The sequence below is a fragment of the Thermosinus carboxydivorans Nor1 genome, from assembly GCF_000169155.1.
GTDB lineage: Bacteria > Bacillota > Negativicutes > Sporomusales > Thermosinaceae > Thermosinus > Thermosinus carboxydivorans.
Map to the genome: position 1 here is coordinate 44,317 of NZ_AAWL01000008.1, position 25,163 is coordinate 69,479.

A 25,163-nucleotide genomic window follows, 5' to 3' on the forward strand; every position below is an offset into this window, starting at 1 on the left:
GCACGGCATGATCAATTCTGTGGAAAAAGCAGCGGTGCTTATCGAAGCACTGCCCTATATCCAAAAGTTTGCCGGCAAAACCATCGTCGTAAAATACGGTGGTAATGCCATGATTAATGAACAGTTGAAAGCTAAGGTTATCCAGGATATTATCCTGATGAAGGCCGTGGGTATGCGCCTGGTCGTCGTGCACGGCGGGGGACCGGAAATCACGGCGATGCTGAAACAGGTGGGCAAGCAGTCTACCTTTGTCAGCGGGCTCAGGGTAACAGACGCGGAGACAATGGCTATCGCGGAAATGGTCCTTGTTGGCAAAACCAATACCGAGATCGTCAGTCTATTAAACAAATATGGCGCCAAAGCGGTAGGATTAAACGGCAAGGATGCAAGTCTAATTGTGGCGCAAAAACATTTGGCCAAGGTCTATGAAGGAGACGAGGTCAAAGAAGTTGATATTGGCTTTGTTGGCGATGTAGCCCAAATTAATCCCGGTATCTTGTTTACCCTGCTGGAACAGGATTATATCCCGGTAATTGCCCCGATTGGCGTAGGTGCAGGCGGCGAAAGCTACAATATTAATGCCGATTACGTAGCCGGGGAAATTGCCGGCGCCCTGGCAGCCGAGAAATTGCTGTTGCTTACAGACGTTGAAGGGATTTACCGGGACTATCATGATAAAGCTACTTTTATTTCCACTCTTACCTTAGCCGAAGCGCAGACGATGATTAAGCAAGGAGCAATTGACGGCGGCATGATTCCCAAGGTGGAGGCCTGCCTTAAAGCACTGGCCGGAGGGGCGCGGAAAACGCACATTATTGATGGCCGGCAACCCCATTCCCTACTGCTGGAAGTTTTCACTGACAGGGGCGCCGGTACCGAAATTGTCAGAGGGTAAAAGGAGTGAGCGCTGTGGATAAAGCCGAAGTGCAAGCTATTGATAAACGGCATTATATGCCGGTGTTTAGTCGTTATGATGTGGTGTTGTCCCATGGTGACGGGCCGTATGTGTTTGATACCGAGGGGAAAAAATACCTGGACTTTTTGGCCGGTATTGCGGTGAACGTGCTAGGGCATGCCCACCCGGCGTTAGTGGCCGCCATTACGACTCAGGCCGGCAAACTTATTCATTGCACAAATCTCTATTATACGGAAGAACAGGCAAAGCTTGTCCAAACCTTGGCCCAGCTTAGCGGCCTGGATAAGGTCTTCTTGGCCAATAGCGGCGCGGAAGCCAACGAAGGAGCGATCAAGCTGGCCCGTAAATATGCCAAACAGTTAAACGCTGACCGGGTAGAAATTATCACTGCCGAAAATTCTTTCCATGGCCGCACGCTGGCTACCTTGACGGCGACGGCCCAGCCTAAATACCAGCATGGCTATGAGCCGCTGCCGCCAGGGTTTAAATACGTGCCGTACAATGACTTGGCGGCGCTAAAGCGCGCCATGTCCGACAAGACGTGTGCCGTCATGGTGGAACCAATTCAGGGTGAGGGTGGTATTAACATCCCTGATGACGGTTACTTGCAAGGGGTACGCGAATTGTGCGATGCTTGCGGTGCCCTACTGATTTTTGACGAAATTCAAACCGGGATGGGCCGTACCGGTAAAATGTTTGCCTACCAGCATACAGATGTTAAACCCGACATTCTCACCATCGCCAAAGGATTAGGCGGCGGCGTGCCAATCGGCGCGATATTGGCGACCGACAAAGTGGCTTCAGCGTTCGGCCCCGGCGATCATGGTTCGACTTTTGGCGGCAATCCGCTCGCCTGCGCCGCTGCTAATGCCGTGTTAGCCGTTATTACGGCGGAAGACTTGCCAGGCAATGCAGAGCGGATAGGCCGGTATATGCTGGGCGAGCTGGCTAAATTGCAGGCTAAATACCCGACCGTCATCAAAGAGGTACGCGGCAAAGGCTTGATGATTGGCGTAAAGTTAAATCAACCTGGCCGCGAAATTGTTAACCGGTGCTTGGAACATGGCGCGTTAATTAACTGCACGGCCGGCGATGTGCTCCGGTTTGTTCCGCCGCTGATCATTAATGAGAAGCATGTTGATGAAATGATTGGCATTTTGGATAAAGTAATTGACAATTTATAGGAAAAATATTTTTGATATAAATATGCATGCAATTGTATTATTATAAAATGGGGGAGGCCAATGGTCATGAAGGGGAAAGATTTACTGTCTGTTCATGATTTGTCCCAGGCTGAAATAAACCGGATTTTTGACCTGGCAAAAACCCTTAAAAGCAAACAGCAGCAAGGTGAAGAACATCATCTGCTTAAGGGTAAAACGCTCGCAATGATTTTCCAAAAAGCGTCTACCCGGACCAGGGTGTCATTTGAGGTAGGGATGTGGCAACTTGGCGGCAAAGCCTTGTTCTTAAACGCCAACGATTTGCAGATTGGCCGTGGCGAGCCGGTGAAAGACACAGCCCGGGTTTTGTCCCGGTATGTGGACGGCATCATGATTCGCACCTTTGCCCACGACGAGGTAGTGGAACTGGCTCGTTACGCCACCGTCCCCGTCATCAACGGCCTGACCGACCTTTACCATCCCTGCCAGGCCCTGACCGATATTTTCACTGTTTGGGAGTTTAAAGGCGATCTGCAAGGCAGAAAACTGGCCTATATTGGTGATGGGAACAATATGGCTAACGCGCTCCTGCATGCTTGCGCCAAAGTGGGCATGCACATGACTGTTGCCACACCGCCTGGCTATGAGCCGCCGGCCGCCGTACTGGCCGAAGCGGCCGACGATGCTCTGGTTACCGGCAGTCGGCTGGAGATTGTGTCTGATCCCTTTGCCGCGGCCTATGATGCAGACGTACTGTATACCGACGTATGGGCCAGCATGGGGCAGGAAAAGGAACAGGCCGCGCGGCGGGCCGCTTTTGCCGGTTATCAGGTAAACGGCGAACTATTGAAGGTGGCCAAACCGGACGCGATTGTCATGCACTGTTTGCCGGCTCACCGGGGTGAAGAAATTACCGATGAAGTAATGGAAGGATCGCAATCGGTAGTTTTTGACCAGGCAGAGAACCGGCTTCATGTGCAAAAAGCGATTTTGGCGTTGTTGATGGGAGATTAGAATTTAGAGGAGGCATTAGCATGAGCGAAATCAAAAAAGTGGTGCTGGCCTATTCCGGTGGCCTCGACACCTCCGTCATCATTCCGTGGCTGAAAGAAAACTTTGGCTGTGAAGTCATTGCCATGTGCGCCGACGTCGGGCAAGGCGACGAACTGGCGCCCATTCGGGAAAAAGCTCTTAAATCGGGCGCCAGCAAGGTCTACATTGAAGACCTGAAAAAAGAGTTTATCGAAGGCTACATTTGGCCGACCCTGAAGGCCGGCGCGGTGTATGAAGGCAAATACCTGCTGGGAACCTCTTTCGCCCGCCCCATCATTGCCAAGGCGCTGGTGGATGTGGCGCTGAAAGAAGGGGCAGACGCAGTAGCCCACGGCGCTACCGGCAAAGGCAACGACCAGGTCCGGTTCGAACTCACCGTCAAGGCGCTGGCGCCGCACCTCAAAATCATCGCTCCCTGGCGGCTGTGGGACATTCGGTCGCGGGAAGACGCCATTGACTATGCCGAAAAGCATGGCATCCCCGTACCGGTGACGAAAAAACGCCCCTACAGTATGGACCGCAACATCTGGCATCTCAGCCATGAAGGCGGCGACCTGGAAGACCCCTGGAACGAGCCCAAGGACGACGTTTATCTTGTAACCACTACGCCGGAAAAAGCGCCTGATAAACCGACCTATGTCGAGATTACTTTTGAAAAGGGGGTGCCGGTGGCGGTAGATGGCGAGAAACTTGATGCGGTGGCCCTGCTGGAAAGAGTAAATGCGTTGGGCGCCGCTAACGGGATTGGCATCGCTGACATTGTGGAAAATCGGCTGGTAGGCATGAAATCGCGGGGGGTCTATGAGACACCGGGCGGCACTATTCTCTATTATGCTCATCGTGAACTGGAATACCTTACTCTCGACCGGGCTACCCTGCACTTTAAGGAACAAGTGGCTATCCGCTATGCCGAACTGGTATATGACGGCATGTGGTATTCACCGCTGCGGGAAGCGCTTGACGCTTTTGTGGAATCTACCCAGCAGACGGTCAGCGGCGTGGTTCGCCTCAAACTATATAAAGGCAATATCATGAGCGCCGGCGCTAAATCGCCCTATTCGCTCTATCACGAAGGGTTTGTCACTTTTGGCCGGGACGAGGTTTACAACCAAAAGGATGCCGAAGGCTTCATCAATCTGTTCGGCCTGCCGCTGAAAATCCGGGCCCTGATGCAACAGAAAGAGGCGAACAAGGCATGAGCAAACTGTGGGGTGGCCGTTTCACCAAAAATACCGATGTCGCCGTGGAGGAGTTTACCTCCTCCATTTCCTTTGATTGGCGCCTGTACCGCGAGGATATTGCCGGCAGCATCGCCCATGCGCGCATGCTGGCTAAATGCGGGATTATCACCGCGGATGAGGCTGACCAGATTATCGCCGGACTTAAGTCCATTCTCGCCGATATTGAGGCAGGCAACTTCAGCTTTGAGACGGCGCTGGAAGATATCCATATGAATATCGAACGGCGGCTGATCGAGCGCATCGGTCCGGTGGGCGGCAAGCTGCATACCGCCCGCAGCCGCAACGACCAGGTAGCACTGGACACGCACATGTATCTGAAACGGGAAATCGCCGCCATCGCCCGTTTGCTGTGGGATCTGGAAGCGGCTTTAGTCGAAACGGCGGCCAATCATCCTGATGTCATCATGCCTGGCTATACTCACCTGCAGCGGGCCCAACCCATCCTGTTCGCCCACCATATGCTGGCCTATTTTTTCATGCTGGCCCGCGATTTCAGTCGCCTGCAGGGCGTGTGGGAGCGGACCGACCTCATGCCGCTCGGGGCCGGGGCTCTTGCCGGCACGACTTTTCCCATTGACCGCTTCTATGTGGCCGAGCAGCTTAAATTCGCCAAAGTGTACGATAATAGCCTTGACGCGGTCAGTGACCGGGACTATATCATCGAGTTTCTGGCCTTCGCTTCTCTGCTCATGCTTCACCTCAGCCGCCTCAGCGAGGAAATTATCCTCTGGTCGACGGCCGAATTTGCGTTTATCGAGCTTGACGACGCTCACTGCACCGGGTCCAGCATCATGCCGCAAAAGAAAAATCCTGATGTGGCCGAACTGGTGCGGGGCAAGACCGGGCGCGTGTATGGCCATCTGATGGCGCTGCTGACGGTGGTCAAAGGTCTGCCGCTGGCCTATAACAAGGACCTGCAGGAAGACAAGGAAGCCCTGTTCGATACCATTGACACCGTCAAATTCAGTCTTCGGGTGTATGCCACCATGCTGCGCGGCATGCGCGTCTTAGGCGAGCGGATGAGCGAAGCCGCCCGACAGGACTATGCTAACGCCACCGATATGGCCGATTACCTGGTTAAAAAAGGGCTACCGTTCCGCCAGGCCCATGAAGTAGTGGGGAGGTGCGTGCGTTACTGCCTTGACGCCGGCAAAAGGCTGACTGATCTGTCGCTGGCCGAATTTAAACAATTTTCGCCGTTATTTGAAGCCGACATCATTGACGCCATTCAAATCGAGACATGCGTGGCAGCCCGTAATTCCTACGGTGGCACTTCGTCCACTCAGGTAAAACATCAGCTGCAAACAGCTAAAGAAGTGATGGCAAAACAGCAAGCCGTGCTTGACTTGTATACAAAAGGCAATGTATAATTATGGTAATGGATTCCAACTAACAGTGAGGAGGCTGTCACCATGAGCAACATTGCCGTACACCGGGTTGACAAGCCTGGCGTGTTGCCGGACGAATCAAAACTTGGCTTTGGGAAAATTTTTGCTGATCATATGTTCGTTATGGACTATGAGACAGGCAAAGGCTGGCATAATCCGCGCATTGAGCCTTATGCCCAGTTTCCGCTTTATCCCGCGGCGATGGTTTACCACTATGGCCAGGCCATTTTCGAGGGAATGAAGGCTTTCCGGACGGTGGATAACCGCATCGTTGTTTTCCGCCCCAAAGACTATCTTAATCGCTTTAACCGTTCCGCCGAAATTCTTTGCATTCCCAAAATTGATGTCGATTTAGTACATGAAGGCCTTAACAAGCTCATCGAAATTGACAAGCATTGGGTACCGGGCAGTCTGGGCACCGCGCTGTACATTCGCCCCTTTATCATTGCCACTGACGCTTATGTAGGCGTTAAATCGTCTGACACCTACAAATTATTCATTATTACCTCGCCGGTCGGCGCCTATTATGCCGCCGGGTTTAACCCGGTCAAGATCAAGGTCGAGGACAAATATGTCCGCGCCGTTCCCGGCGGCATCGGCGAAGCCAAGACCCCCGGCAACTACGCCGCCTCCCTCCGCGCCGGCGTCGAAGCCAAGAAGGAAGGCTTCGACCAGGTATTGTGGCTGGACGGCATCGAGCGCCGCTATATCGAAGAAGTGGGCACCATGAACATATTCTTTAAGATCCGGGGCGAGCTTATTACGCCGGCGCTTAATGGCAGCATTCTCGCCGGCATTACCCGCAGAACGGTGCTTGAAATCGCGAAAGAACTGGGTATTCCGGCTGTTGAGCGCCGTATTTCCATTGATGAAGTCTTTGCGGCCCATGCCAAAGGCGAACTGGAAGAAGTATTCGGTTCCGGCACCGCCGCGGTCATTTCGCCGGTCGGCCAGCTTACCTGGAAAGGGCAGACCATCGTCGTTAACGACAATAAGACCGGTGAAATTTCGCAAAAATTGTTTGAATATGTTACCGGCCTGCAGTACGGCAAAATTGCTGACAAGCATGGCTGGGTGGCGGAAGTCACCAAACTGTAACCGGCTAGTTTTTCCCATCGTTATTACGATCCACGAAAATCCTCCCGTTTGGCGGGAGGATTTTTCAGTATCCGTTATTGATGGGCAAATCTTTTAATTTTTTTTATACCTGGTCGTAATTTATAAAAGGTTTTACCGAATGTGGGGTAGAATAAAACGTAAAGGACTTTTAGGTGAGGTAATTTTTTCATGTTGCTGCAGATCAGGGGCATTCTTTCCACGATTACCCTGCTGGACATCGTGGACATTTTGATTGTCGCATTTGTGCTCTATAAACTGTATTTTATGATTAAAGACACGCGGGCAGTAGCGCTGCTTAAGGGTCTGGTTGTACTGCTGTTTGCCACGCTGGTTAGCAAGTGGCTGGGGCTCAATGTCATTAACTGGCTGCTGCAGAAGACCTTTTCGGTCTTGCTTGTTGCGCTGCCCATCGTCTTTCAGCCTGAGCTCAGGCGGGCCCTAGAGCAGCTTGGTCGGGGCGGTTTTTTGCGTAAACGCGCCTTTCTTAACGAGGAAGAAACCGAGCGGTTCCTGGAGGAATTGGCTAAGGCCGTTAAGGTGCTGGCCAAAAACAAAATTGGCGCCCTCCTTGTTATTGAACGGGAAATCGGCCTTAATGACTATATCGAGACAGGCCTGAAAGTAGATGGCCTGGTATCAAGCGAATTTATTATCAATATTTTTATCCCGAATACGCCCTTACACGACGGCGCGGTCATCATTCGCGGCAACCGCATAATGGCCGCCGGCTGTTTATTGCCGCTGACGGAGGATTTGTCCCTCAGCAAGGAACTGGGTACCCGTCACCGCGCCGCCATCGGTATCACCGAGCAGACCGACGCCGTCGTCGTCGTGGTGAGCGAAGAAACGGGAACCGTTTCGCTGGCCCGCGGCGGGCATCTTATCCGCTATCTGGATACGGAAACGCTCAAAGAAAAACTAAAACCCCTCTTCGCCACCAAAAGTTCGGCGCTAACCGATTTTCTGAACTGGAGGTGGCCTTATGGCCGGTGAGCAGGGACGGAATCTTACGGCAAAAATTTTAGCCGTTATCTTGGCCATCATCTTATGGTTATATGTAATGAACGAACAGAATCCGCCAGTTGAGGCCACGTTCACTGTGCCGCTGGAAGTGCGCAATGTGATGAGCGGTTTGGTTGTGGAAGATGCGCCTGACACGGTGCGGGTCAAGGTGCGCGGACCGCGCAGCATCATAGCCGGGGTAATGACCAAGGACCTTAAGTCGTATATTGATTTGCGAGGGCTCGGGGAAGGGCAGCATAATGTCCGGGTAGCGGCGGCCATTCCCAGCAGCCTTAATTTAGTGGAAGTCTCGCCGGATAAAGTTACCGTGCGCCTTGACACGTCCATTAGCCGACAGGTGCCGGTGGAAGTAAGGCTGACCGGCTCGGCGGCGGCCGGCGTAGCCGTCGGCAAAGTGACGGCGCGGCCGGAGCAGATTACGATTGAAGGGCCGAAAAGCGCCGTTAATGCCGTGGAAAGGGTGGTTGCCATTGTGGACCTTAGCGGCAGGCAGGCCGACTTCACCGTCGATGTGCCGCTCAAGCTCCTTAACCAAAGCGGTAAAGAAGTACAGGGTTTGACTGTTTATTCCGATAAGGCGACGGTTACTGCTACCCTGGTCAAGGGTCCGAGCAAAAAGACCGTTGACGTCAAACCAATCATCTACGGTGAACTGGCCAGCGGCGTGCAACTGGCGCGGATTACGACTGAACCGGCCAAAGTGGAAATAACGGGTGACAGCCGGGAAATTGAAAAGATTGATTTTATCTATACCGAACCGGTTAATCTGGCCGGCATCAACCGGGAGACAACACGGGAAGCTAAACTGCAGCTGAAAGAAGGTATTGTTGCATCGCAAGATGCCGTTACCGTGCATATTATAGTAGGAACTAAACAATAGAAGGAGAAAATGACGTTGCTACGCATAACCAACCTTCGTGTTGCGCTAAATGATGACAGGCCGCTGGCCCGGATTGTGGCGCAGCGGCTCAAGCTGCCAGCTGAGCATATTGAAGAGGTGGTCATTTTTCGGCGGGCGCTTGATGCCCGCCGAAAAAATAATATTAATTTTGTGTATACCTTGGATGTACGGGTCGGTATCCCCGAGGGCCAGGTGTTGGCCCGGTTGGGCGGCGACCGTGACGTGGCCAGCGTGGCTCAAAGTGTACCCGAACCGGTCATTCCTGGCCCACATAAACTGGACAGTCCGCCCATCGTGGTGGGCGCCGGGCCGGCCGGGCTGTTCGCTGCCTTGACCCTGGCCGAGCACGGGTACCGGCCGCTGCTTCTCGAGCGGGGGCGTGACGTGGTGCGCCGCACGGCCGATGTGGCCCGTTTTTGGGAAACAGGTGAGTTTGATCCGGTGTCGAACGTTCAGTTTGGCGAAGGCGGGGCCGGCACTTTTTCCGACGGCAAACTGACGACACGGGTGACCGACCCGCGGATGCGCCAGGTGCTGGATGCCCTTGTTGCCGCTGGCGCGCCGCCGGAAATCCGCTATCTACATAAACCGCATGTGGGTACCGACCGGCTGCGGGAAGTGGTGAGGAACCTACGTCAGCGGATTATTGAGCTTGGCGGCCAGGTGCAATTTGAGACACCGGTAATTGACATCACGGTAAAGCAAGGTCGCCTGACCGGGCTGACGGTGGGCGATGGCCGCCACTTTTCCTGCAATGTGGCGCTGTTTGCCATCGGCCACAGCGCCCGGGATACCTACGAAATGTTATATCGCCGCGGGGTGGCGATGGAAGCCAAACCGTTTGCCATCGGCGTACGCATCGAACATCCTCAGCCGCTTATTGACCGGGCCCAATATGGTCCCATGGCCGGCCATCCTAAGTTGGGGGCGGCTGATTACGCCCTGGTTTACCACGATAAAAAGTGCGGACGCACCGCTTATTCTTTCTGCATGTGTCCGGGCGGCGTGGTTGTGGCCGCTGCCTCGGAAGCAGGCGGAGTGGTCACCAACGGCATGAGCTACTACCGGCGTGATTCGGGGGTAGCCAATAGTGCCCTGGTGGTCAATGTGAATCCTGAGGATTGTGGCAGTCATGTTTTAAGCGGCATCGAACTGCAGCGGCATTGTGAAACGTTGGCTTTTCGTGCGGGTGGCGGCGGCTACCGCGCGCCGGCGCAAACGGTTGGCAATTTTTTAACTGGCCAAAGCGCCCACTACCTGGTTGCGCCTACCTACCGGCCGGGTGTAGCGCCGGCCGACCTCCGGCAGTGTCTGCCCCGCTTTGTGACCGATACCCTGGCCAGGGCCCTATTTGATTTTGGCCGCAAGATTAAAGGGTTTGATCACCCCGGCGCCCTTATGACCGGCGTGGAGACGCGGACTTCGGCGCCGGTGCGCATCCTCCGCGGCCAAGACTTTGTCTCCGTCAACATTGGCGGGCTGTACCCCGTCGGTGAAGGCGCCGGCTATGCGGGCGGCATCATGAGCGCCGCGTTGGACGGCTTAAATGCCGCGCTGGCCGTTATCAGCCGCTACAGTCCCAATTAAGTTTCGCTAGGATGAAGGGAGCAAGAGTATACATGGCAAGACTATTTGGCACCGATGGCGTGCGCGGCGTCGCCAACACGCAGCTTACGCCGGAACTGGCCTTCCGCCTGGGGCGGGCGGCTACTTTTCTGTTTGGCGAAGAACATGAACGTCCTACTGTTTTAATTGGGCGCGATACCCGCATTTCGGGGCATATGCTGGAAGCCGCCCTGGCAGCCGGGATCTGCTCGGCCGGCGGCGAAGCCGTGCTGCTTGGCGTAGTTCCTACGCCGGCGGTCGCTTATCTTACTCGGAAATTAAACGCCCAAGCCGGCGTTGTTATTTCGGCTTCCCATAATCCCTATCCGGATAACGGCATTAAATTTTTCGCCGGAACTGGTTACAAACTGCCTGATGCCGTAGAAGACCGGCTGGAAGAGCTGGTGCTGACCCATGAAGACAACCTGCCGCGCCCGACGGGGGACAAGGTAGGAATGATTACGTACCGTCATGACCTTATCCAAGCATATGTTGACTATGTCGCTAGTACCGTTGATACCGATTTTTGCGGGCTGAAGATTGTGCTTGACTGTGCCAACGGGGCGGCCTACGAGACGGCTCCCATGGTGCTCAGACGGCTGGGGGCGGACGTTATCGTCTTAAACGCCACACCGAACGGCATAAACATCAATGATCATTGCGGCTCAACCCACATCGGGGGCCTGCAGCAGGCGGTAACCGCCCACGGTGCTCAACTGGGCATCGCCCATGACGGTGACGCCGACCGCTGCCTGGCCGTAGACGAGAACGGCGAAGTAGTGGACGGCGACCAAATCATGGTCATCTGTGCCCTTGACCTCCTGCGGCGGGGGAAGCTGGCAGATAACACGCTGGTGGCGACGGTCATGAGCAACCTGGGACTGCACCAGGCCATTAAACAAGCCGGCGGCAAGGTGCTTGTCACCCCGGTCGGCGACCGCTATGTCCTCGAGGCCATGCGGGAAAAAGGGCTGGTCCTTGGCGGTGAACAGTCGGGCCACATTATCTTCAGTGACTACAACACTACCGGTGACGGCATCCTGACTGCCCTGCAGCTCATTGCCAACGTCCAAAAGACAGGCAAGAAGTTGTCTGAACTGGCAAAGGTGATGACCCGGTTTCCGCAACTTTTAGTCAACGTCCGGGTCAAGTCCAAGGAAGGTTGGCAGCAAAACGAGCGCATTGCCGCGGCCATTCGCGAAGGCGAGGCGGCCTTGGGCGAGACTGGACGCATCCTGGTTCGGCCTTCCGGCACCGAACCGCTCATCCGGGTAATGGCCGAAGGACCGGTTGCCGCCGAGCTGGAGCGCATTGTGAGCGCCATTGCCGACGTCATTCGCCGGGAACTGAGTTAGTTGACCAAATGCTATGGTTATAGTAGTATATGAGAGGAGCACTACGGTGCTCCTCTGCATATATAGTAAAGTAATGAGTATTGGAGGTGAGAAATGGATAGACGGTGAAATTTCGTCAAACACTAGACGATAAAAGCGCTGGCGCTTGCGGCTGGTGGCCGCAAGCAGACGAGGAAGAGGTTTATCGAGCAGTCAGCGGATGCCTCTCGGCTCACTGCGGTCGTAAGCCGGCCGACAAAACTGCGAGGCGACTTGCAGGACAAAACGGCGGCGGCAGCAATTTACCGACCCTATTTTGAATTTTGGGAGGAACACTGCATGTGTGGCATTGTAGGCTATGTAGGTCCGAAACAGGCCGCTCCCTTTTTGCTTGAAGGCCTGACGAAACTGGAGTACCGCGGCTACGATTCGGCGGGCATCGCGGTCTTTGACGGCAATAAAATCAATGTGGAAAAGAGTGTGGGCCGCCTAAGTATTTTGCAAAAAAAGGTAGAAAACCACATGCCGGTTGGGACCATCGGCATCGGCCATACGCGCTGGGCGACGCATGGTCGACCTTCGGATGTCAATTCCCACCCCCACACCGACTGCACCGGCCGGTTTGTCGTAGTGCACAACGGGATTATTGAAAACTACCTGCATATCAAAGAACGGCTTATCGCCAAAGGGCATGTTTTTACATCGGAGACCGACACCGAAGTCGTGGCTCATCTTGTCGAGGAATATTATACCGGCGATTTTGAAGCGGCCGTGAAAAAAGTACTGGCCGAGATTGATGGTTCGTACGCCCTGGTCTTCATGTGCCAGGACCATCCTGATAAACTCATCTGTACGAAACAGGACAATCCGCTGGTTATCGGACTGGGCGAAGGGGAAAACTTTATCGCCTCCGACATCCCGGCGATTATCAACCGGACCCGTAAGACCTATATCTTAAGTGACGGCGAAATGGCCATCGTCACCAAGGATTCGGTATGGGTCATGAATCGCCAGGGCGTGCCGGTGACGAAAAAGATCTTCGAGGTGAATTGGGATGCCGAAGCAGCCGAAAAAGGCGGCTACGAGCACTTCATGATCAAGGAGATCTATGAGCAGCCCAAGGCTATCCGTGAGACAATGACCGGCCGCCTGGCGAAAGACGACAGCCGGGTTGTCTTCGACGAACTCAAATGGACCAAGGAAGACGTCGCTAATATAAAAAAGATCGTCATTACTGCTTGCGGTACGGCCTTCCATGCCGGTATTGTCGGCAAGTATTACCTGGAGCAGCTCGCCCGTATTCCGGTTGAGGTTGATATCGCCTCTGAGTTTCGCTACCGGTCGCCGCTGACAGATGAGCAAACTTTGGCGATCGTTATCAGCCAGTCAGGGGAAACGAGCGACACGCTGGCCGCCCTCAAAGAAGCCAAACGGCTGGGCGCCCGTACCCTTGCCATTACCAATGTGGTCGGCTCGTCGATTGCTCGGGAGGCCGATCAGGTAATCTATACCTGGGCTGGTCCGGAAATTGCCGTCGCTTCGACCAAAGCCTATACGACCCAGTTGATAAGCGTGCTTATGCTGGCCCTTTATTTGGCAGACCTCAAGGGAACGCTGCCGCCCGAACGCATTCAGGAGCTCATCAAGGGTTTGCGCGCTCTGCCCGGCCAAGCCCATGAACTGCTCGAAGACGTAGAGCCGGTCAAGACCTTTGCCCAGCAGTACGGCTTCAACGAAGACGTCTTTTTCATTGGCCGCTCGCTTGACTATGCCGTTGCCCTTGAAGGCTCGCTCAAACTGAAGGAAATTTCTTATATTCATGCGGAAGCCTATGCCGCCGGTGAACTCAAACACGGCACCCTGGCCCTGATCATCGAGGGCGTGCCCGTCATCGCCCTGGCTACTCAGCATGACGTTTATGAAAAAATGCTGAGCAACATCAAAGAGGTCAAGGCGCGGGACGCCGTGGTCATCGGTATTGCCATGAAGGGCGATGAAGAAATTAAAAAATACGTTGACCATACCATTTTCATCCCGGCTACCGATAAATACCTTGCCCCCATTCTCGCCGTCATCCCCCTGCAGCTATTAGCCTACTACGCGGCCGTTACCCGCGGCGCCGACGTGGATAAACCGCGCAATCTGGCCAAAAGCGTGACGGTGGAGTAGAGGTAGATACTGTTGAACAATAAAAAGTTGTAACCATAAAATTTACCCTGCCTAAGGGCAAAAAACTCTGTCCAGGGGCGCTAAAAACTGTCAAAAAGCCGATGCAGATGCAGGGCTTTGTCCTGCTTTCTGCTCGGCTTTTTCCCTTTCATCTGCCTAGTAAAAGGCATGAAACGACTGGTTGCGTGTCCTTTAAGTTGCAGGTCGCATTGTTTGGTAAATAATTCCTGCAATTTATTGTTCAAAAAATGATTGAAATGTTGGAAAGGAAGAATTATAATAGAACTGTCAATGATATTGATAATCATTATCATAAATAGGAGGTGCAATATGTTAGCGACCCTAATCGTCACGCTACGGGAAGGGGTTGAAGCCGCGTTGATAATCGGCATTATCCTGTCTTACCTTCACAAGATTGGTCTCGAACGTGAAGGCAGGAAGGTCTGGCTGGGAACAGCTTTGGCAACAGTGCTCAGCATAGTTGGCGGTTTCGGCGTGTTTCTCATAATGGGAACTACTACCGAAGGTTTGTTCCAGCAGTTATTGGAAGGTTTCGCGATGCTTACTGCCGTCATAGTCCTTACCTATATGGTGTTCTGGATGCACGGCGGCGGAAAGGGGATGACTGCTTCTATCAACGCCAAGGTGCAGGCTGCAGTAAGTTCAAGTTCTGTTACCGCCCTTGCCGTCCTCGCGTTTGTATCGGTACTCCGTGAAGGCGTAGAAACCGTTCTTTTCTTAATTGGAACTACGTCTTCCAGCACCCCGGGGGAAGCTTTGGCAGGAGGCCTATTAGGTCTAATCATGGCGGTGGTTGTAGGATACGTGGTTTTTAAGAGCAGCCGAAAGGTAAATATCGCGGCCTTCTTCAAATGGACGAGCGTACTCTTGCTGTTTATGGCTGCTGGAATGCTTAGCAATGCCATTGGCGAGTTCCATGAAGCCAATTTACTGCCGCCGATTGCCAAAAGGATCTGGGATACCAGTGGTTTCTTGAGCGAAGACGACTTTTTTGGCGGAATTATGATGGCCCTCTTCGGCTATAACTCCTCCCCTTCCCTTTTCCAGGTAATTTCCTATGTAAGTTATCTGGCGGGAACAATGTACATGTTTTTTAGGACGCCGCAAAAAATTCACTCGACTAATGGAGGGACCCAACATGCAGAGTAAAGTAATTAAAGGGTTAATTATTGGCACATTAATTTCGGGTTTAACACTAGTCGCCGGCTGCGGTTCGAACACCGATGCCAAAGTCTCGGTTCCAGCCCAGCCTCCCGCTCAGGCTCAACAGGTGGCTAAAACTGACACCATAGCGCAGAACGATGCCGCGAAGTACATACAAGTGATAAAAGATCAGAACGTAAAGATTTATCAGCTGTCGAAAGAAGAAAAGTTTGCGGATGCCCGCAACGAATTCAAGGCTTTGAACGATGCCTTTACTGGTCTGAAGCCGTTCATCAAGAACGAAGAGCTTAAGAAGAAGCTCGACCATGCGATTGAAGAAATAGGTGACGAACTTAAGAAAGATAAACCCAGAAAATCCGAGATGGAAGAAGAGTATGAAGTCGTTAGCAAGGTCCTCAAGGATATTGAGGCGCAACTGAAATAGTAAAAAGGCAGCCCGACAGCATAATGTCGGGCTGTTTCTCTGATGCGACCGATAGGTAGTGAGATTTACCGGCCGGGAATCCGGTCTTCGCAGGGTACGGCGGTCTGGCATTTACCGCAGCCGTAACGGGGAGCGTAGCGCTTTTTGGTTTCGTTGTCCACGTAATCGGAACAGATTTGGTGGTTTTTGCCGCTTTCGTCAATCGCCAAGGGCGGGCAGCGGCGGATGCAGGCGCCGCACCGGGTGCAGTATTCATAAATTTCCCGGTACGGCCGCACAGTTGGCGCAAGTTCCAGGCTGGTGACAATGCTGCCGACCCGGCCGGCCGAGCCGCGGGCGGTGATGAGCGAACAGTTAAGGCTTAGGGTTCCGAGGCCGGCAATATAGGCTACGTGCCGCTCTGACCAGTTGCTGCGCTTATTTATTACCTGATACCGCTCGTCCAGGGCCGGCGCAACCGCCTCGTGCCCATTGTCTGTTAACAAGTCAACTAAAAAGCGCCGGAGGGCTTCGTTGAAACGTTCGCCTTCGATTCGGCCGTATAGCCATTCGGTGGCCGGAAGCCCGTCACTGCGGTTGGCGATGCGTATTGCCGCGGTGAAGGGTAGAAAATAGGAAATTACCGTTTGCGCGCTGGGAAGCCACTCGCGCGGTAAGAGATGGTGGGACCCGATGACGCTTTCTTTTTTTAATTCTGCGAATAGCGGGTCGTCGGCAGCGGCGATGCCGATCAGTGGCGGATCAAAGATCCGCAGGCCGCCGAGCGGTTCTACCACATTTAGGGGACTTTCCATGGTAAAGCGGTTGACCTGTCTTTCAATATCCTCCAAAAGCAGCATGATTCACCTCGTTATAAGTAATAGGATATGCCGGTCTACTTACATTATATATTACTTGTACGAATTGCGCCGCTGCTTGCGCGAAAGAAGTTGGATATCGTAACTGATGATTTGCGGTTATCGATACATGAATGCTTCAAAAAATTTTTGACGCCATAAGCCCAAGGTGATAAAATAACTTAAAGAAATTATAACTTAATATATGGGTTAGGTGCCCACAGGGCTTAATAGGGAAGTCCGGTGCAAGACCGGCGCGGTCCCGCCACTGTAATGGGGAGCGAACCAAAATACGCCACTGAGGCTAGGCCTTGGGAAGGTTGGGGTAGCTATGAGCCAGAGCCAGGAGAACTGCCTAACTGACAATCACCGCATGGACCCACGAGCGATGGGGAGGGGATTATGTTGCACTTAGTACATAGTAAGTTCTTCATCCCGGCTGGCGTGGGCCGGGATTAATTATTTAAGGAAGGTTGGCGGCATTTGCGTTCAGGATGTTACCGCGTGATATTGCTATGTTTACTGGCGTTAATGGCAAAGGTTGTTTTATCCGGGCTAAATCCTAGTCCGGAGCCGGTATTAGAAGCCAAGCTTGTTGATTTTCTCGGGCGACCTATTGAAGCTACGATGCAAAAACCGCAGCGAATTGTCTCGCTTTCGCCCGGAAATACCGAAATTATTTTTGCCGTTGGCGCTGGAAACCGCCTCGTGGGGGTGACCACATATTGTGACTATCCCGATGCGGCTCGGGCGCTACCCAAGGTTGGCGGTTTTTACGATCCTGACGTGGAAACAATCATTCTCATGCAGCCCGATATTGTGTTTACCAGTGGACAAATGCACTTGCGCGTAATCCAAAGCCTGGAACGGGCGGGCATCAAGGTTGTGGCGATTGAGCCGCAAAGCATGGCTGACGTGATCAAAGCCGTCCGGCTGGTAGGCGAGCTGCTCCACGAACAAGATAACAGTGAAAAAATCGCTAATCAACTTGAACAAAAGCTGAGAGCGGTTCAAGCCTTGAACCAGCCGGACAAGTCTCCTCACCGGGTGTTTATTGAGGTCTGGGACGTGCCTTTGCTCACGGTGGGAGCTAAATCCTACATCAGTGATATTGTAACGCAGGCCGGCGGCATAAATGTTGCGGCAGACCGGCAGGCCGATTATACACCTTGTGATTACGAGGCCCTCTATGCGTATAATCCTGATACCTATCTTATTGTGCGCAATGGCATGGCCGGCAAAGAAAGCCGGGTAATCAGCAAGCCCGAAGTGGCCGATATTGAGGCGATTCGGCGTAAGCGGGTCTTTTATGTATCTGATGACTATTTGGGCAGACCGGGACCGCGGAGTTTTATTGCCCTTGAGCAGATAGGCGAAATTTTACATGGAAAAAATGGCGGTGAACAATGAGATATAGAATGAAACATCCGCTGGCAATCATAATATCTGGCGGTATTTTGGCAGGAACTGTTCTCGGCATGCTGCTCATTGGTTCGGCGGCCATTGACCTTCGCATCATCGCTAGTGTTCTCGTTAAACAGATTTTTCCTGCAGTATCAACCACCGAAATACCTTCGGCGGTTGAAAAAATCATTTGGAATATTCGCTGGCCTCGTATCGCCCTGGCCCTGTTAGTAGGCAGCAGTTTGGCCGTTTCGGGAGCTTGCTATCAGGCGATGTTCCGCAATCCGCTAGCCGACCCGTTTATCCTGGGGGTATCATCCGGCGCAGCTTTAGGAGCGGCGATTGCTATTGTTTTTAAACTAACGTCCTATATCAGTTTTTTTGCTTTTCTCGGCGGTATCACGGCGATATTTATCGTGTACGGGTTGGGAAGAGTTAAGGGCGGCGGTATCAATACCAATCAATTATTATTGGCCGGCGTTGCCTTTGGCTCAATGCTTAACGCTATCCTCAGTTTGATCATGGTTCTCCATACCCAGCAAATTGGCGCTATTCTGTTCTGGCTGCTCGGCAGCCTGAGTAATCCCCCGGCAAGTTTAGTTCTGATTGCCGGGATGGTGGCAGCCGGTATGGCGGTGATTATGCTTTATGTCCGTGACTTGGATATTATGACTGCGGGTGAAGAAAACGCCCAGTTTTTGGGCGTTGATGTGGTGAAAGTTAAAGTTATTTTGTTGCTAAGTACAACGCTGATTACCAGTGTCGTTGTTGCGGTTAGCGGGGTTATCGGGTTTATCGGCCTTATCGTCCCACATCTTTTGCGTAAGATCGTAGGTCCGCAGCATCACCTGTTAATACCCCTTTGCGCGCTTTGGGGAGCGATCTTTCTCCTGTGGGCTGACGGGATAACACGTATGGTCAATCCGTTAGCCCAAGTCCCGGTAGGCGTGATCACCGCGCTGCTTGGCAGTCCCTTTTTTCTTTACATCTTATATTCATCTGGACGCAAGTGAAGGGGATGGAAATGCAGAACCCTCTATTGGAAGTGCGATCTGTATCAGCGGGATACGGGTCAAAGCTAATCCTGCGGGATATTACCTTTACCGTTAATCGGGGCGATTTTCTGAGCATTATTGCTCCCAATGGTACTGGTAAATCAACATTGCTTCGGTGTATCGGCGGTGTACTGCCTGTCCAAAAAGGCAGCATTAATATTTGCGGCCAGGATATAAGAGCTTTTTCGCGGCGGGCGCTGGCGAAAAAAATTGCTGTTGTTAGTGAAGAAGATGCGACCTTTGATTACAGTGTATACCAGACTGCTTTCATGGGAAGGTTTGCCCACATCAGCCGGTTTGGCGGCGAGACTCCTGAAGATCATCGGATTGTCCAACAAGTACTTAATGATGTAGGAATGTGGGAAAAACGGCAGGTCAATATGAGTCAGCTCAGCCAGGGGGAACGGCAAAAAGTTTTAATTGCCCGGGCCTTGGCGCAGTGTCCGGAACTTTTACTGCTCGATGAACCAACATCTCATCTGGATATTCGCAATCAGTTCCTGATATTAAAATTGATTAAGGAATTGACCGCGAAAAACAACATCGCCGTGATTGGCGTTCTTCACGATATTAATCTGGCGCTGCGGTTTAGCACCCATCTTGCTTTATTAAAAGATGGCAGGATGCTGGCCTACGGTTCGCCTGACGTATTGACTGAAGAAATTCTTGGGGTAATGTATGGGCTCAATTTTGTCTTACGCCATTATGAAGGCTACGTTTATGTTCAACCAAGCTATACATAACGAATGGTTGCAGATATTCTGCCAATTGACCAGCATCGTCCGTTTGAACATCCTGGTGTACACAGGATTGTTGATTATATACAACCCCGGTATTTAGTGCATGAATTTACGTTTCGCAGTCGCGCTGAACTGTCTCAGTACATAAGCACCCAGCAGGCGGCGCTGCAGGGGAATATTTTGGCACGAGGTGAAGTACAATGGAATTGTTAAGTCAGGTAGCCGCTCTTTTTCAAAAAGGCGGACTGGTTATGTATCCGTTATTGGCTTGCTCCATTATGGTAATAGCGATAGTTATTGAACGTTGGCAGTATTATCGTACCGCTGAAACAAGCGGGGAGTTTCTTGCTCTCCTGGAAAAAAAGTTAGCAGAGGGTCAATGGCAGGAGGCCATGGCTTTATGTGAAAAAACGAGCGGAATAACACCTAGAATTATTTTGAAAGTACTGCAAAAAGGTGCTCTTGACCCAGCGCTCCTCCAGAACGCACTGGAAGGTGCTGCCGCATTGGCGGTAGCCCGCTTGCGGGAACGCCTTGGCTACCTTGAAACCATTGTTACGTTGGCGCCGCTATTAGGGCTTTTGGGTACCGTTATTGGCATGATAAATTCTTTTAGCATTATGGCCATCAGATCCGGCCAACCTCACGCGATTACCGGCGGGGTAGGCGAAGCATTAGTTGCGACTGCGGCCGGACTGTGCGTGGCCGTCATGGCGCTGGTGGCCCACAGCTATTTTGCACAGCGCCTGGACCGAATTATTACCGGCATGGAAATGGCATTTACCTGCCTACTGGATGCCGCGGGGCGGAGGACATAGCATGAAGCTGAGGAATTTGCGCCTTGAACGGCAGCCTAAACTCATGATAATACCAATGATTGATATTATCTTCTTTTTACTGGTGTTTTTCATGATGAGCACATTATATATGGTTGAGCAGAAGACCATTCCGGTTGCGCTGCCGCGAGCGGCGGCGGTCCAGGCCGATATGCAAAAACAGGTGGCCATTACTGTTACCGCCCAGGGTACGGTTTTCTTTGAACGGGAAGAAGTACCGCCGGCGCTTTTGGGCGCCCGGATACAGGCCGAACTTGACCGGTCAGCGGACACTTCGTTTGTCCTGCGGGCAGACCAACAGGCTGAGTATGGCAAGGTTGTCACGGTGCTTGATGAGCTGAAAAAGGCCGGCGTTCGCCGGATTGCCATTGCGGCTGAGGCCAAGCCGAGGTGATTGATGATGGAACAGTCACGCTGGCAACGCGCACTAATCGCTTCCGGGTTTGTTAACTTCTTGCTGCTAATCGCGATCGGGGGACTGGCAGATTACTTTCCCGCGGCGCAGGATACGCCTTTGGAAGTAGAAATTATTGCTCATGCCGGGGCCACTTCTAATATACCGTCGGTTGTTTCGCCGGTATCCTCTTTGCCGCAAACCCCTGATGCGCCAACGCCTGCGCAGCAGCTGCAACCCGCCTTGAATACGGGCGAAGGACAAAAAAACGGGGACGCAGCCGAAAGTGCGCAAAGCAGTACGGAAGTAAGTACGCCGATTGGGGCTGCGGCTGGCGCGGTAACGACCAATTCGGGCCAGGCTACGGGAGTGGGGCCATCTACCGGTATGGAACGGAAAAATATTTTGCCGCCACGAATTTTACGAAAAACCGAACCTGTCTATCCAGAACAGGCCCGGCGCCAGGGCTGGGAAGGGACGGTTCGGGTTAAAATTGAAATAACGGCGGAAGGGCGGGCCAGTAACGTATGGGTTGTCAGCTCTTCCGGCTATGAAATATTGGATAATGCGGCAGTTCAGGCCGTGCGCCAATGGCGTTTTGTGCCGGCCAAAGACGAAAGCTCCGGTTCCCCCGTTTCCTGTATCACGTCATTGTCCGTTGCTTTCCGCTTAAATTCGTAATCTTAAGAGTCAGATGGTTGGCGGCTAATACCCGTAACCAGATAAATGCGTTATGAACAGACCTATTTTTACATAACTTAACGCGGCGGCGGAAATGATAAAAAACAGGAGGTAAAACCAAATGGCTCAGCCTGGACGCAAACGTAGTTATTCTGTCTTTTTCAGCGGTTTTGCGATTGGGGTGCTTACCGTGTTTATCGTTTTATACTTCACAGCTCCGCAGCTTTTGCTGCCGCCTCAGCCCAAACCCCATGCTCCGGTTAAGGCGCCTTACGAGTATTATGTGATTCTTGACGAAGCCACCGGGGCGACGATCATGTATGTATCTGTCGTCACTGTCAATCCCGGCGATGAGCTGATTACCGAAGACAACAAACGCTATGTTGTGATCCGGGTAGAGGAAAACCGGGCTTATGCCCGTTATGTGGAAGATGTAAATGTCAGAACGAAAAGAGAACCAGCGCCGTAATATTTGGAATTTAATTATTAGCTAGTGCGCGGTAATAACCCAGTAGTGGAGTAGCTCGGCCGCTACTGGCTATTTTTTGCATTTTTCCTGGGGAAATCATGACTGGGGTAGATATTCGTGTAAATATCATTTATTATAGGATTAGCCGTTCTCTTTTATCCTTTTCGGGTACGTTTTGGCAGTCAGGCAATGAGGCGACTTAGCCGTGGAAGGAATGAGACAATGGGGGCTAGGAATAGGACAGATAGCCCGCGTGAACAGCTGTGGACCAGAGATTTTATCTTAATTTGCACGACTAATCTGTTCATTTTTTGCGGCTTTCAGATGCTGATGCCGACCTTGCCGGTCTATGCTAAGCACCTGGGCGGCAGTGACGCCGCGGCCGGTTTGATCGTTGGTAGCGTTTCCGTTGCGGCGGTCCTAATGCGGCCAGTGGCGGGACAGGCACTGGACTACTACGGCCGTAAGGGCATTTTTCTGGCCGGACTGGTGGTCTTTATCAGCGCGGTGCTGGCTTATATCTGGGCGCCTTCGTTGGGGGTCCTGTTGTTAATTCGCTTTATTCACGGCTTTGGCTGGGGCGCTACCAGTACAGCCGCCAGCACGGTGGCGGCCGATATTATTCCCAAAGCCAGGCTGGGGGAGGGGATGGGGTATTTTGGTTTAACTACGACGGTGGCGATGGCCTTTGCCCCAGCGTTAGGCCTCTACTTAACCAGTCATTTCAGTTTTACCGTATTATTTTTGGCCTCCGCTTTTATTGTGGCAATAGCGGCTGGTTTGGCCCTTAGTATTGGTTACCGGCACATTAACGCCGCTAAAGCCAAAACGTTCCTACTGGAAAAAGCGGCGCTGCGGCCGGCGCTGGTGATTTTCTTCGTTACCATGACCTATGGCGCGGTTGTATCCTTTTTGGCGCTTTATGCTGCCCAGCAAGGGATAGACAACATTGGTCCCTTTTTTACCGTTTATGCCATCGCTTTGGCGGTAGCCCGGCCGCTGTCCGGGCGGCTTGCTGACCGGCGTGGTTTTGATATTGTCGTTATCCCCGGGGTTGTTTTGATTATGGTAGCCATGTTCTTGCTCTACCTGGCCAACAGTTTTGCCTGGTTTTTAGCGGCCGGCATCGTGTATGGCATCGGCTTTGGCGCGGTGCAGCCTGGGTTGCAAGCTATGTCGGTCCTCAAGGCGCCACCTAACCGGCGGGGGGCAGCCAACGCTACTTTTTTTATCGGTTTTGATCTCGGTATTGGCTTCAGCTCGGTATTATGGGGATTGGTATCCCAGGCATTTGGCTATAAGGCCATGTATTTATGGACGGTAGTCCCGGCATTACTGGCGCTATCAATTTATATTATTATTGGTCGCCGGATGCAACAACTTGCGCAATGATAATGTTGCCGCGCCGCGCAGGGATAGGGGAGGCGGGGAAACTTAACCTTGAGTTTTGAATGGGGGTGCTGCATGTTGGCTTTACTACCGAAAAAAAATAAATTCTTTATCTTGTTTTCTGAAAGCGCTAGACTAACCCAAAAGAGCACCTATATTCTCCATGACGCGTTGACGGATCCGGAAATTCGGGAGGAAAAGGTGAAACAGCTTTATGATTTAGAGCATGATGCCGACGAGCTTAACGATGAAATCCTGGACACTTTATACCGGAGTTTTATTACACCCATGGACCGGGAGGATATTTTCGCTCTAACCAATCAATTGGACGATGTTGTCGATTATGTCGAGGAAATTGTAGAGCGCATGTCCCTTTATCGCGTCGGCAGACCAACCGACGGCGCTATCGAGCTTGGTAAGCTGCTCGTATTGTGTGCCGATGAATTGGTTGCCGCCTTCGATTTACTTGCCAATATAAAAAATAATCGGGAAAAAATATTGGATCACATGAAAAATATCGCTGAAATGGAAGTAAAGGGCGATCATATCTATCGCGAGGAAGTCGCACGGCTTTTTGTCGGTAACGTAGATCCTATTGACATCATCAAGTGGAAAGAAATACTGGAACTGTTAGAGGATGCCCTGGATCATTGTAAACGGATTGCCGACCAATTAAAAGGTGTATTGATGAAGTACGCTTGATAAATCCGAACTAGACGGGTAAAAAGCCCAGCAATATTTTTGCGTTTGCAGGCTGCAGCTTAAAATGCGGCCTGCTTTTTTATGGATAAATAGAATCGATAATCCGGATGTTTGTTATTGATAAAATAAATGGTAAGATAAGAAGGGGGGGAGGAATTATGGATATACGCCATTTGGAATATTTTGTGGAGGTTGCCCGCCACAAAAGCTTTAGCAAGGCGGCTCAAATTACTTATGTCTCGCAGTCGACAATCAGCAAAATGATTAAGGACTTGGAAAATGAACTCGGGGTAGCCCTATTTAACCGCAATTCAAAATACGTCCAATTGACCGATGCCGGCGAAATATTGTTTTCCCAGGCGCAACATATAGTGTCGCTATTCCAAAATATTACTACAGAATTCGAAAGTATGGCGAAGCTGGAAAAAGGCAAAGTCAGTATTGGTTTACCGCCAATAACGGGGGCTACGGCCTTTGCCGAGCTGCTCGGCCAATTTCGGCAGAAATATCCTAATATTGATATTGTCCTGTTTGAGTATGGTTCCAAAAAAGTTGAACTTGGTATTCAGGACGGGTCGCTGGATATTGGGGTCATTTGCTGTCCAAGCAATAACGAAAACTATGAAGTAATTGAATTTACCCAAGATCCTTTGTGGGTCATCATGCATCCTAGCCATCCCTTAAGCCAATACCCGGAAGTAGATTTCGCCCTCCTTGCCGATGAGGCGTTTGTCTTATACCGTAAAGACTTTAGTCTCCATGACGCAATTGTCGACCGCTGCCGGCTCGCCGGGTTTCAGCCAAAAATTATTTTCGAAACATCGCAACGGGAGTTGATGACCCAAATCGTGGCTGCCAATCTTGGTATTGCTCTCTTACCCAGTAAAATTTGCGAGCAACTGGACCCTAAAACCATTGTTTCGGTTCCGCTAGCCGATCCGCAGCTGTTTCTCCAAATGTCGATCATCTGGAACAAACGGCGTTATCTTTCGCATGCCGCCAGGTTGTGGTTAAACTTTGTCCGGGATCATTTGGCCCAAATAGAGACTCATTCGTTGATGCAGGCAGCCGATAGCGGAGGCAATAAGGCCTGACAGTAGGCCATTGACAGGGATTGGGTAGAATATTTATATTTA

24 protein-coding genes and 1 riboswitch are annotated in these 25,163 nt (G+C 52.0%); of the genes, 23 read left to right on the forward strand and 1 reads right to left on the reverse strand.

All coding sequences use genetic code 11. The features are described from left to right. Positions 1 to 7: 7 nt before the first annotated feature. The 13 genes from argB to TCARDRAFT_RS07345 all read left to right on the forward strand — a co-directional run bounded on the left by argB (position 8) and on the right by TCARDRAFT_RS07345 (position 15,521). The gene (argB, locus tag TCARDRAFT_RS07280) at positions 8 to 895 is read left to right on the forward strand and encodes an acetylglutamate kinase (RefSeq protein ID WP_007289346.1); all 888 of its coding nucleotides are present in this window, start codon (positions 8 to 10) and stop codon (positions 893 to 895) included. A gap of 5 nt (positions 896 to 900) precedes the next feature. Continuing rightward, positions 901 to 2,100, forward strand: coding sequence for an acetylornithine transaminase (locus TCARDRAFT_RS07285; protein ID WP_007289347.1), 1,200 nt, complete (start codon positions 901 to 903; stop codon positions 2,098 to 2,100). A gap of 60 nt (positions 2,101 to 2,160) precedes the next feature. Further along, on the forward strand, positions 2,161 to 3,093 hold the full coding sequence (gene argF / locus TCARDRAFT_RS07290) for an ornithine carbamoyltransferase (RefSeq protein WP_040683173.1): 933 nt from the start codon (positions 2,161 to 2,163) through the stop codon (positions 3,091 to 3,093). A gap of 20 nt (positions 3,094 to 3,113) precedes the next feature. After that, complete coding sequence (locus tag TCARDRAFT_RS07295; RefSeq protein WP_007289349.1) at positions 3,114 to 4,331, forward strand: argininosuccinate synthase; 1,218 nt, start codon at positions 3,114 to 3,116, stop codon at positions 4,329 to 4,331. After that, entirely contained in the window at positions 4,328 to 5,743 is a 1,416-nt protein-coding gene (gene argH / locus TCARDRAFT_RS07300; RefSeq protein WP_007289350.1) for an argininosuccinate lyase, read from the forward strand. Before TCARDRAFT_RS07295 ends, argH begins: the two co-directional genes overlap by 4 nt. A gap of 42 nt (positions 5,744 to 5,785) precedes the next feature. Continuing rightward, positions 5,786 to 6,859 (forward strand): branched-chain amino acid aminotransferase, encoded by a 1,074-nt coding sequence (locus TCARDRAFT_RS07305; protein ID WP_007289351.1) that lies wholly within the window; start codon positions 5,786 to 5,788, stop codon positions 6,857 to 6,859. A gap of 189 nt (positions 6,860 to 7,048) precedes the next feature. Next, complete coding sequence (gene cdaA / locus TCARDRAFT_RS07310; protein ID WP_007289352.1) at positions 7,049 to 7,873, forward strand: diadenylate cyclase CdaA; 825 nt, start codon at positions 7,049 to 7,051, stop codon at positions 7,871 to 7,873. Further along, a complete protein-coding gene (locus TCARDRAFT_RS07315; protein ID WP_007289353.1) occupies positions 7,863 to 8,783 on the forward strand; it encodes a CdaR family protein in 921 nt (306 codons plus the stop codon). Before cdaA ends, TCARDRAFT_RS07315 begins: the two co-directional genes overlap by 11 nt. A 15-nt stretch (positions 8,784 to 8,798) precedes the next feature. Beyond that, entirely contained in the window at positions 8,799 to 10,391 is a 1,593-nt protein-coding gene (locus tag TCARDRAFT_RS07320; protein WP_007289354.1) for an NAD(P)/FAD-dependent oxidoreductase, read from the forward strand. Positions 10,392 to 10,423: 32 nt separating this feature from the next. Next, on the forward strand, positions 10,424 to 11,764 hold the full coding sequence (gene glmM, locus TCARDRAFT_RS07325; protein ID WP_007289355.1) for a phosphoglucosamine mutase: 1,341 nt from the start codon (positions 10,424 to 10,426) through the stop codon (positions 11,762 to 11,764). Positions 11,765 to 12,082: 318 nt separating this feature from the next. Further along, positions 12,083 to 13,912, forward strand: a complete 1,830-nt coding sequence (glmS, locus tag TCARDRAFT_RS07330) for a glutamine--fructose-6-phosphate transaminase (isomerizing) (protein WP_007289356.1) — start codon at positions 12,083 to 12,085, stop codon at positions 13,910 to 13,912. Positions 13,913 to 14,242: 330 nt separating this feature from the next. Continuing rightward, a complete protein-coding gene (locus TCARDRAFT_RS07340; protein WP_007289357.1) occupies positions 14,243 to 15,082 on the forward strand; it encodes an FTR1 family iron permease in 840 nt (279 codons plus the stop codon). Beyond that, positions 15,072 to 15,521: a hypothetical protein gene (locus TCARDRAFT_RS07345; RefSeq protein WP_007289358.1), complete on the forward strand. Its 450-nt coding sequence runs from the start codon at positions 15,072 to 15,074 to the stop codon at positions 15,519 to 15,521. The genes TCARDRAFT_RS07340 and TCARDRAFT_RS07345 overlap by 11 nt, the downstream gene beginning before the upstream one ends. Positions 15,522 to 15,586: 65 nt before the next feature. Here the strand turns inward: TCARDRAFT_RS07345 and TCARDRAFT_RS07350 are convergent, their stop codons facing one another. Continuing rightward, the gene (locus TCARDRAFT_RS07350) at positions 15,587 to 16,360 is read right to left on the reverse strand and encodes a 4Fe-4S binding protein (RefSeq protein WP_040683175.1); all 774 of its coding nucleotides are present in this window, start codon (positions 16,358 to 16,360) and stop codon (positions 15,587 to 15,589) included. Between the two features lie 192 nt (positions 16,361 to 16,552). Further along, a riboswitch (cobalamin riboswitch) is annotated at positions 16,553 to 16,730 on the forward strand. Between the two features lie 131 nt (positions 16,731 to 16,861). On the opposite strand from TCARDRAFT_RS07350, the gene TCARDRAFT_RS07355 reads away from it, so the two are divergent. From TCARDRAFT_RS07355 to TCARDRAFT_RS07400, 10 genes are all read left to right on the forward strand, one after another. Beyond that, positions 16,862 to 17,767 carry an ABC transporter substrate-binding protein gene (locus TCARDRAFT_RS07355; protein WP_007289360.1) on the forward strand — a complete coding sequence of 302 codons (906 nt, stop codon included), beginning with the start codon at positions 16,862 to 16,864 and terminating at the stop codon, positions 17,765 to 17,767. An 8-nt stretch (positions 17,768 to 17,775) separates the two neighbouring features. Then, positions 17,776 to 18,774, forward strand: a complete 999-nt coding sequence (locus TCARDRAFT_RS07360; protein ID WP_050769600.1) for a FecCD family ABC transporter permease — start codon at positions 17,776 to 17,778, stop codon at positions 18,772 to 18,774. Positions 18,775 to 18,785: 11 nt separating this feature from the next. Beyond that, the gene (locus TCARDRAFT_RS07365; protein ID WP_007289362.1) at positions 18,786 to 19,559 is read left to right on the forward strand and encodes an ABC transporter ATP-binding protein; all 774 of its coding nucleotides are present in this window, start codon (positions 18,786 to 18,788) and stop codon (positions 19,557 to 19,559) included. Between the two features lie 197 nt (positions 19,560 to 19,756). Beyond that, entirely contained in the window at positions 19,757 to 20,374 is a 618-nt protein-coding gene (locus TCARDRAFT_RS07370; RefSeq protein WP_007289363.1) for a MotA/TolQ/ExbB proton channel family protein, read from the forward strand. A 1-nt stretch (position 20,375) separates the two neighbouring features. After that, positions 20,376 to 20,786 (forward strand): ExbD/TolR family protein, encoded by a 411-nt coding sequence (locus tag TCARDRAFT_RS07375; protein ID WP_007289364.1) that lies wholly within the window; start codon positions 20,376 to 20,378, stop codon positions 20,784 to 20,786. Between the two features lie 3 nt (positions 20,787 to 20,789). After that, the gene (locus TCARDRAFT_RS14575; RefSeq protein WP_083795404.1) at positions 20,790 to 21,467 is read left to right on the forward strand and encodes an energy transducer TonB; all 678 of its coding nucleotides are present in this window, start codon (positions 20,790 to 20,792) and stop codon (positions 21,465 to 21,467) included. 121 nt (positions 21,468 to 21,588) lie between these two features. Further along, positions 21,589 to 21,936 carry a hypothetical protein gene (locus tag TCARDRAFT_RS07385; protein WP_007289366.1) on the forward strand — a complete coding sequence of 116 codons (348 nt, stop codon included), beginning with the start codon at positions 21,589 to 21,591 and terminating at the stop codon, positions 21,934 to 21,936. 222 nt (positions 21,937 to 22,158) lie between these two features. Next, positions 22,159 to 23,328, forward strand: coding sequence for an MFS transporter (locus tag TCARDRAFT_RS07390; RefSeq protein WP_007289367.1), 1,170 nt, complete (start codon positions 22,159 to 22,161; stop codon positions 23,326 to 23,328). Between the two features lie 72 nt (positions 23,329 to 23,400). Continuing rightward, entirely contained in the window at positions 23,401 to 24,027 is a 627-nt protein-coding gene (locus TCARDRAFT_RS07395) for a DUF47 domain-containing protein (protein ID WP_007289368.1), read from the forward strand. Positions 24,028 to 24,185: 158 nt separating this feature from the next. Next, positions 24,186 to 25,121 carry a LysR family transcriptional regulator gene (locus TCARDRAFT_RS07400; protein ID WP_007289369.1) on the forward strand — a complete coding sequence of 312 codons (936 nt, stop codon included), beginning with the start codon at positions 24,186 to 24,188 and terminating at the stop codon, positions 25,119 to 25,121. Positions 25,122 to 25,163 lie beyond the last annotated feature (42 nt).

Coding starts and splice junctions, on each gene's coding strand:
- argB (WP_007289346.1), top strand. CDS start 8: ATGATCAATTCTGTGGAAAAAGCAGCGGTGCTTATCGAAGCACTGCCC.
- argF (WP_040683173.1), top strand. CDS start 2,161: ATGGTCATGAAGGGGAAAGATTTACTGTCTGTTCATGATTTGTCCCAG.
- TCARDRAFT_RS07295 (WP_007289349.1), top strand. CDS start 3,114: ATGAGCGAAATCAAAAAAGTGGTGCTGGCCTATTCCGGTGGCCTCGAC.
- argH (WP_007289350.1), top strand. CDS start 4,328: ATGAGCAAACTGTGGGGTGGCCGTTTCACCAAAAATACCGATGTCGCC.
- TCARDRAFT_RS07305 (WP_007289351.1), top strand. CDS start 5,786: ATGAGCAACATTGCCGTACACCGGGTTGACAAGCCTGGCGTGTTGCCG.
- cdaA (WP_007289352.1), top strand. CDS start 7,049: ATGTTGCTGCAGATCAGGGGCATTCTTTCCACGATTACCCTGCTGGAC.
- TCARDRAFT_RS07315 (WP_007289353.1), top strand. CDS start 7,863: ATGGCCGGTGAGCAGGGACGGAATCTTACGGCAAAAATTTTAGCCGTT.
- glmM (WP_007289355.1), top strand. CDS start 10,424: ATGGCAAGACTATTTGGCACCGATGGCGTGCGCGGCGTCGCCAACACG.
- glmS (WP_007289356.1), top strand. CDS start 12,083: ATGTGTGGCATTGTAGGCTATGTAGGTCCGAAACAGGCCGCTCCCTTT.
- TCARDRAFT_RS07340 (WP_007289357.1), top strand. CDS start 14,243: ATGTTAGCGACCCTAATCGTCACGCTACGGGAAGGGGTTGAAGCCGCG.
- TCARDRAFT_RS07345 (WP_007289358.1), top strand. CDS start 15,072: ATGCAGAGTAAAGTAATTAAAGGGTTAATTATTGGCACATTAATTTCG.
- TCARDRAFT_RS07350 (WP_040683175.1), bottom strand. CDS start 16,360: ATGCTGCTTTTGGAGGATATTGAAAGACAGGTCAACCGCTTTACCATG.
- TCARDRAFT_RS07360 (WP_050769600.1), top strand. CDS start 17,776: ATGAAACATCCGCTGGCAATCATAATATCTGGCGGTATTTTGGCAGGA.
- TCARDRAFT_RS07365 (WP_007289362.1), top strand. CDS start 18,786: ATGCAGAACCCTCTATTGGAAGTGCGATCTGTATCAGCGGGATACGGG.
- TCARDRAFT_RS07370 (WP_007289363.1), top strand. CDS start 19,757: ATGGAATTGTTAAGTCAGGTAGCCGCTCTTTTTCAAAAAGGCGGACTG.
- TCARDRAFT_RS07375 (WP_007289364.1), top strand. CDS start 20,376: ATGAAGCTGAGGAATTTGCGCCTTGAACGGCAGCCTAAACTCATGATA.
- TCARDRAFT_RS14575 (WP_083795404.1), top strand. CDS start 20,790: ATGATGGAACAGTCACGCTGGCAACGCGCACTAATCGCTTCCGGGTTT.
- TCARDRAFT_RS07385 (WP_007289366.1), top strand. CDS start 21,589: ATGGCTCAGCCTGGACGCAAACGTAGTTATTCTGTCTTTTTCAGCGGT.
- TCARDRAFT_RS07390 (WP_007289367.1), top strand. CDS start 22,159: ATGGGGGCTAGGAATAGGACAGATAGCCCGCGTGAACAGCTGTGGACC.
- TCARDRAFT_RS07395 (WP_007289368.1), top strand. CDS start 23,401: ATGTTGGCTTTACTACCGAAAAAAAATAAATTCTTTATCTTGTTTTCT.
- TCARDRAFT_RS07400 (WP_007289369.1), top strand. CDS start 24,186: ATGGATATACGCCATTTGGAATATTTTGTGGAGGTTGCCCGCCACAAA.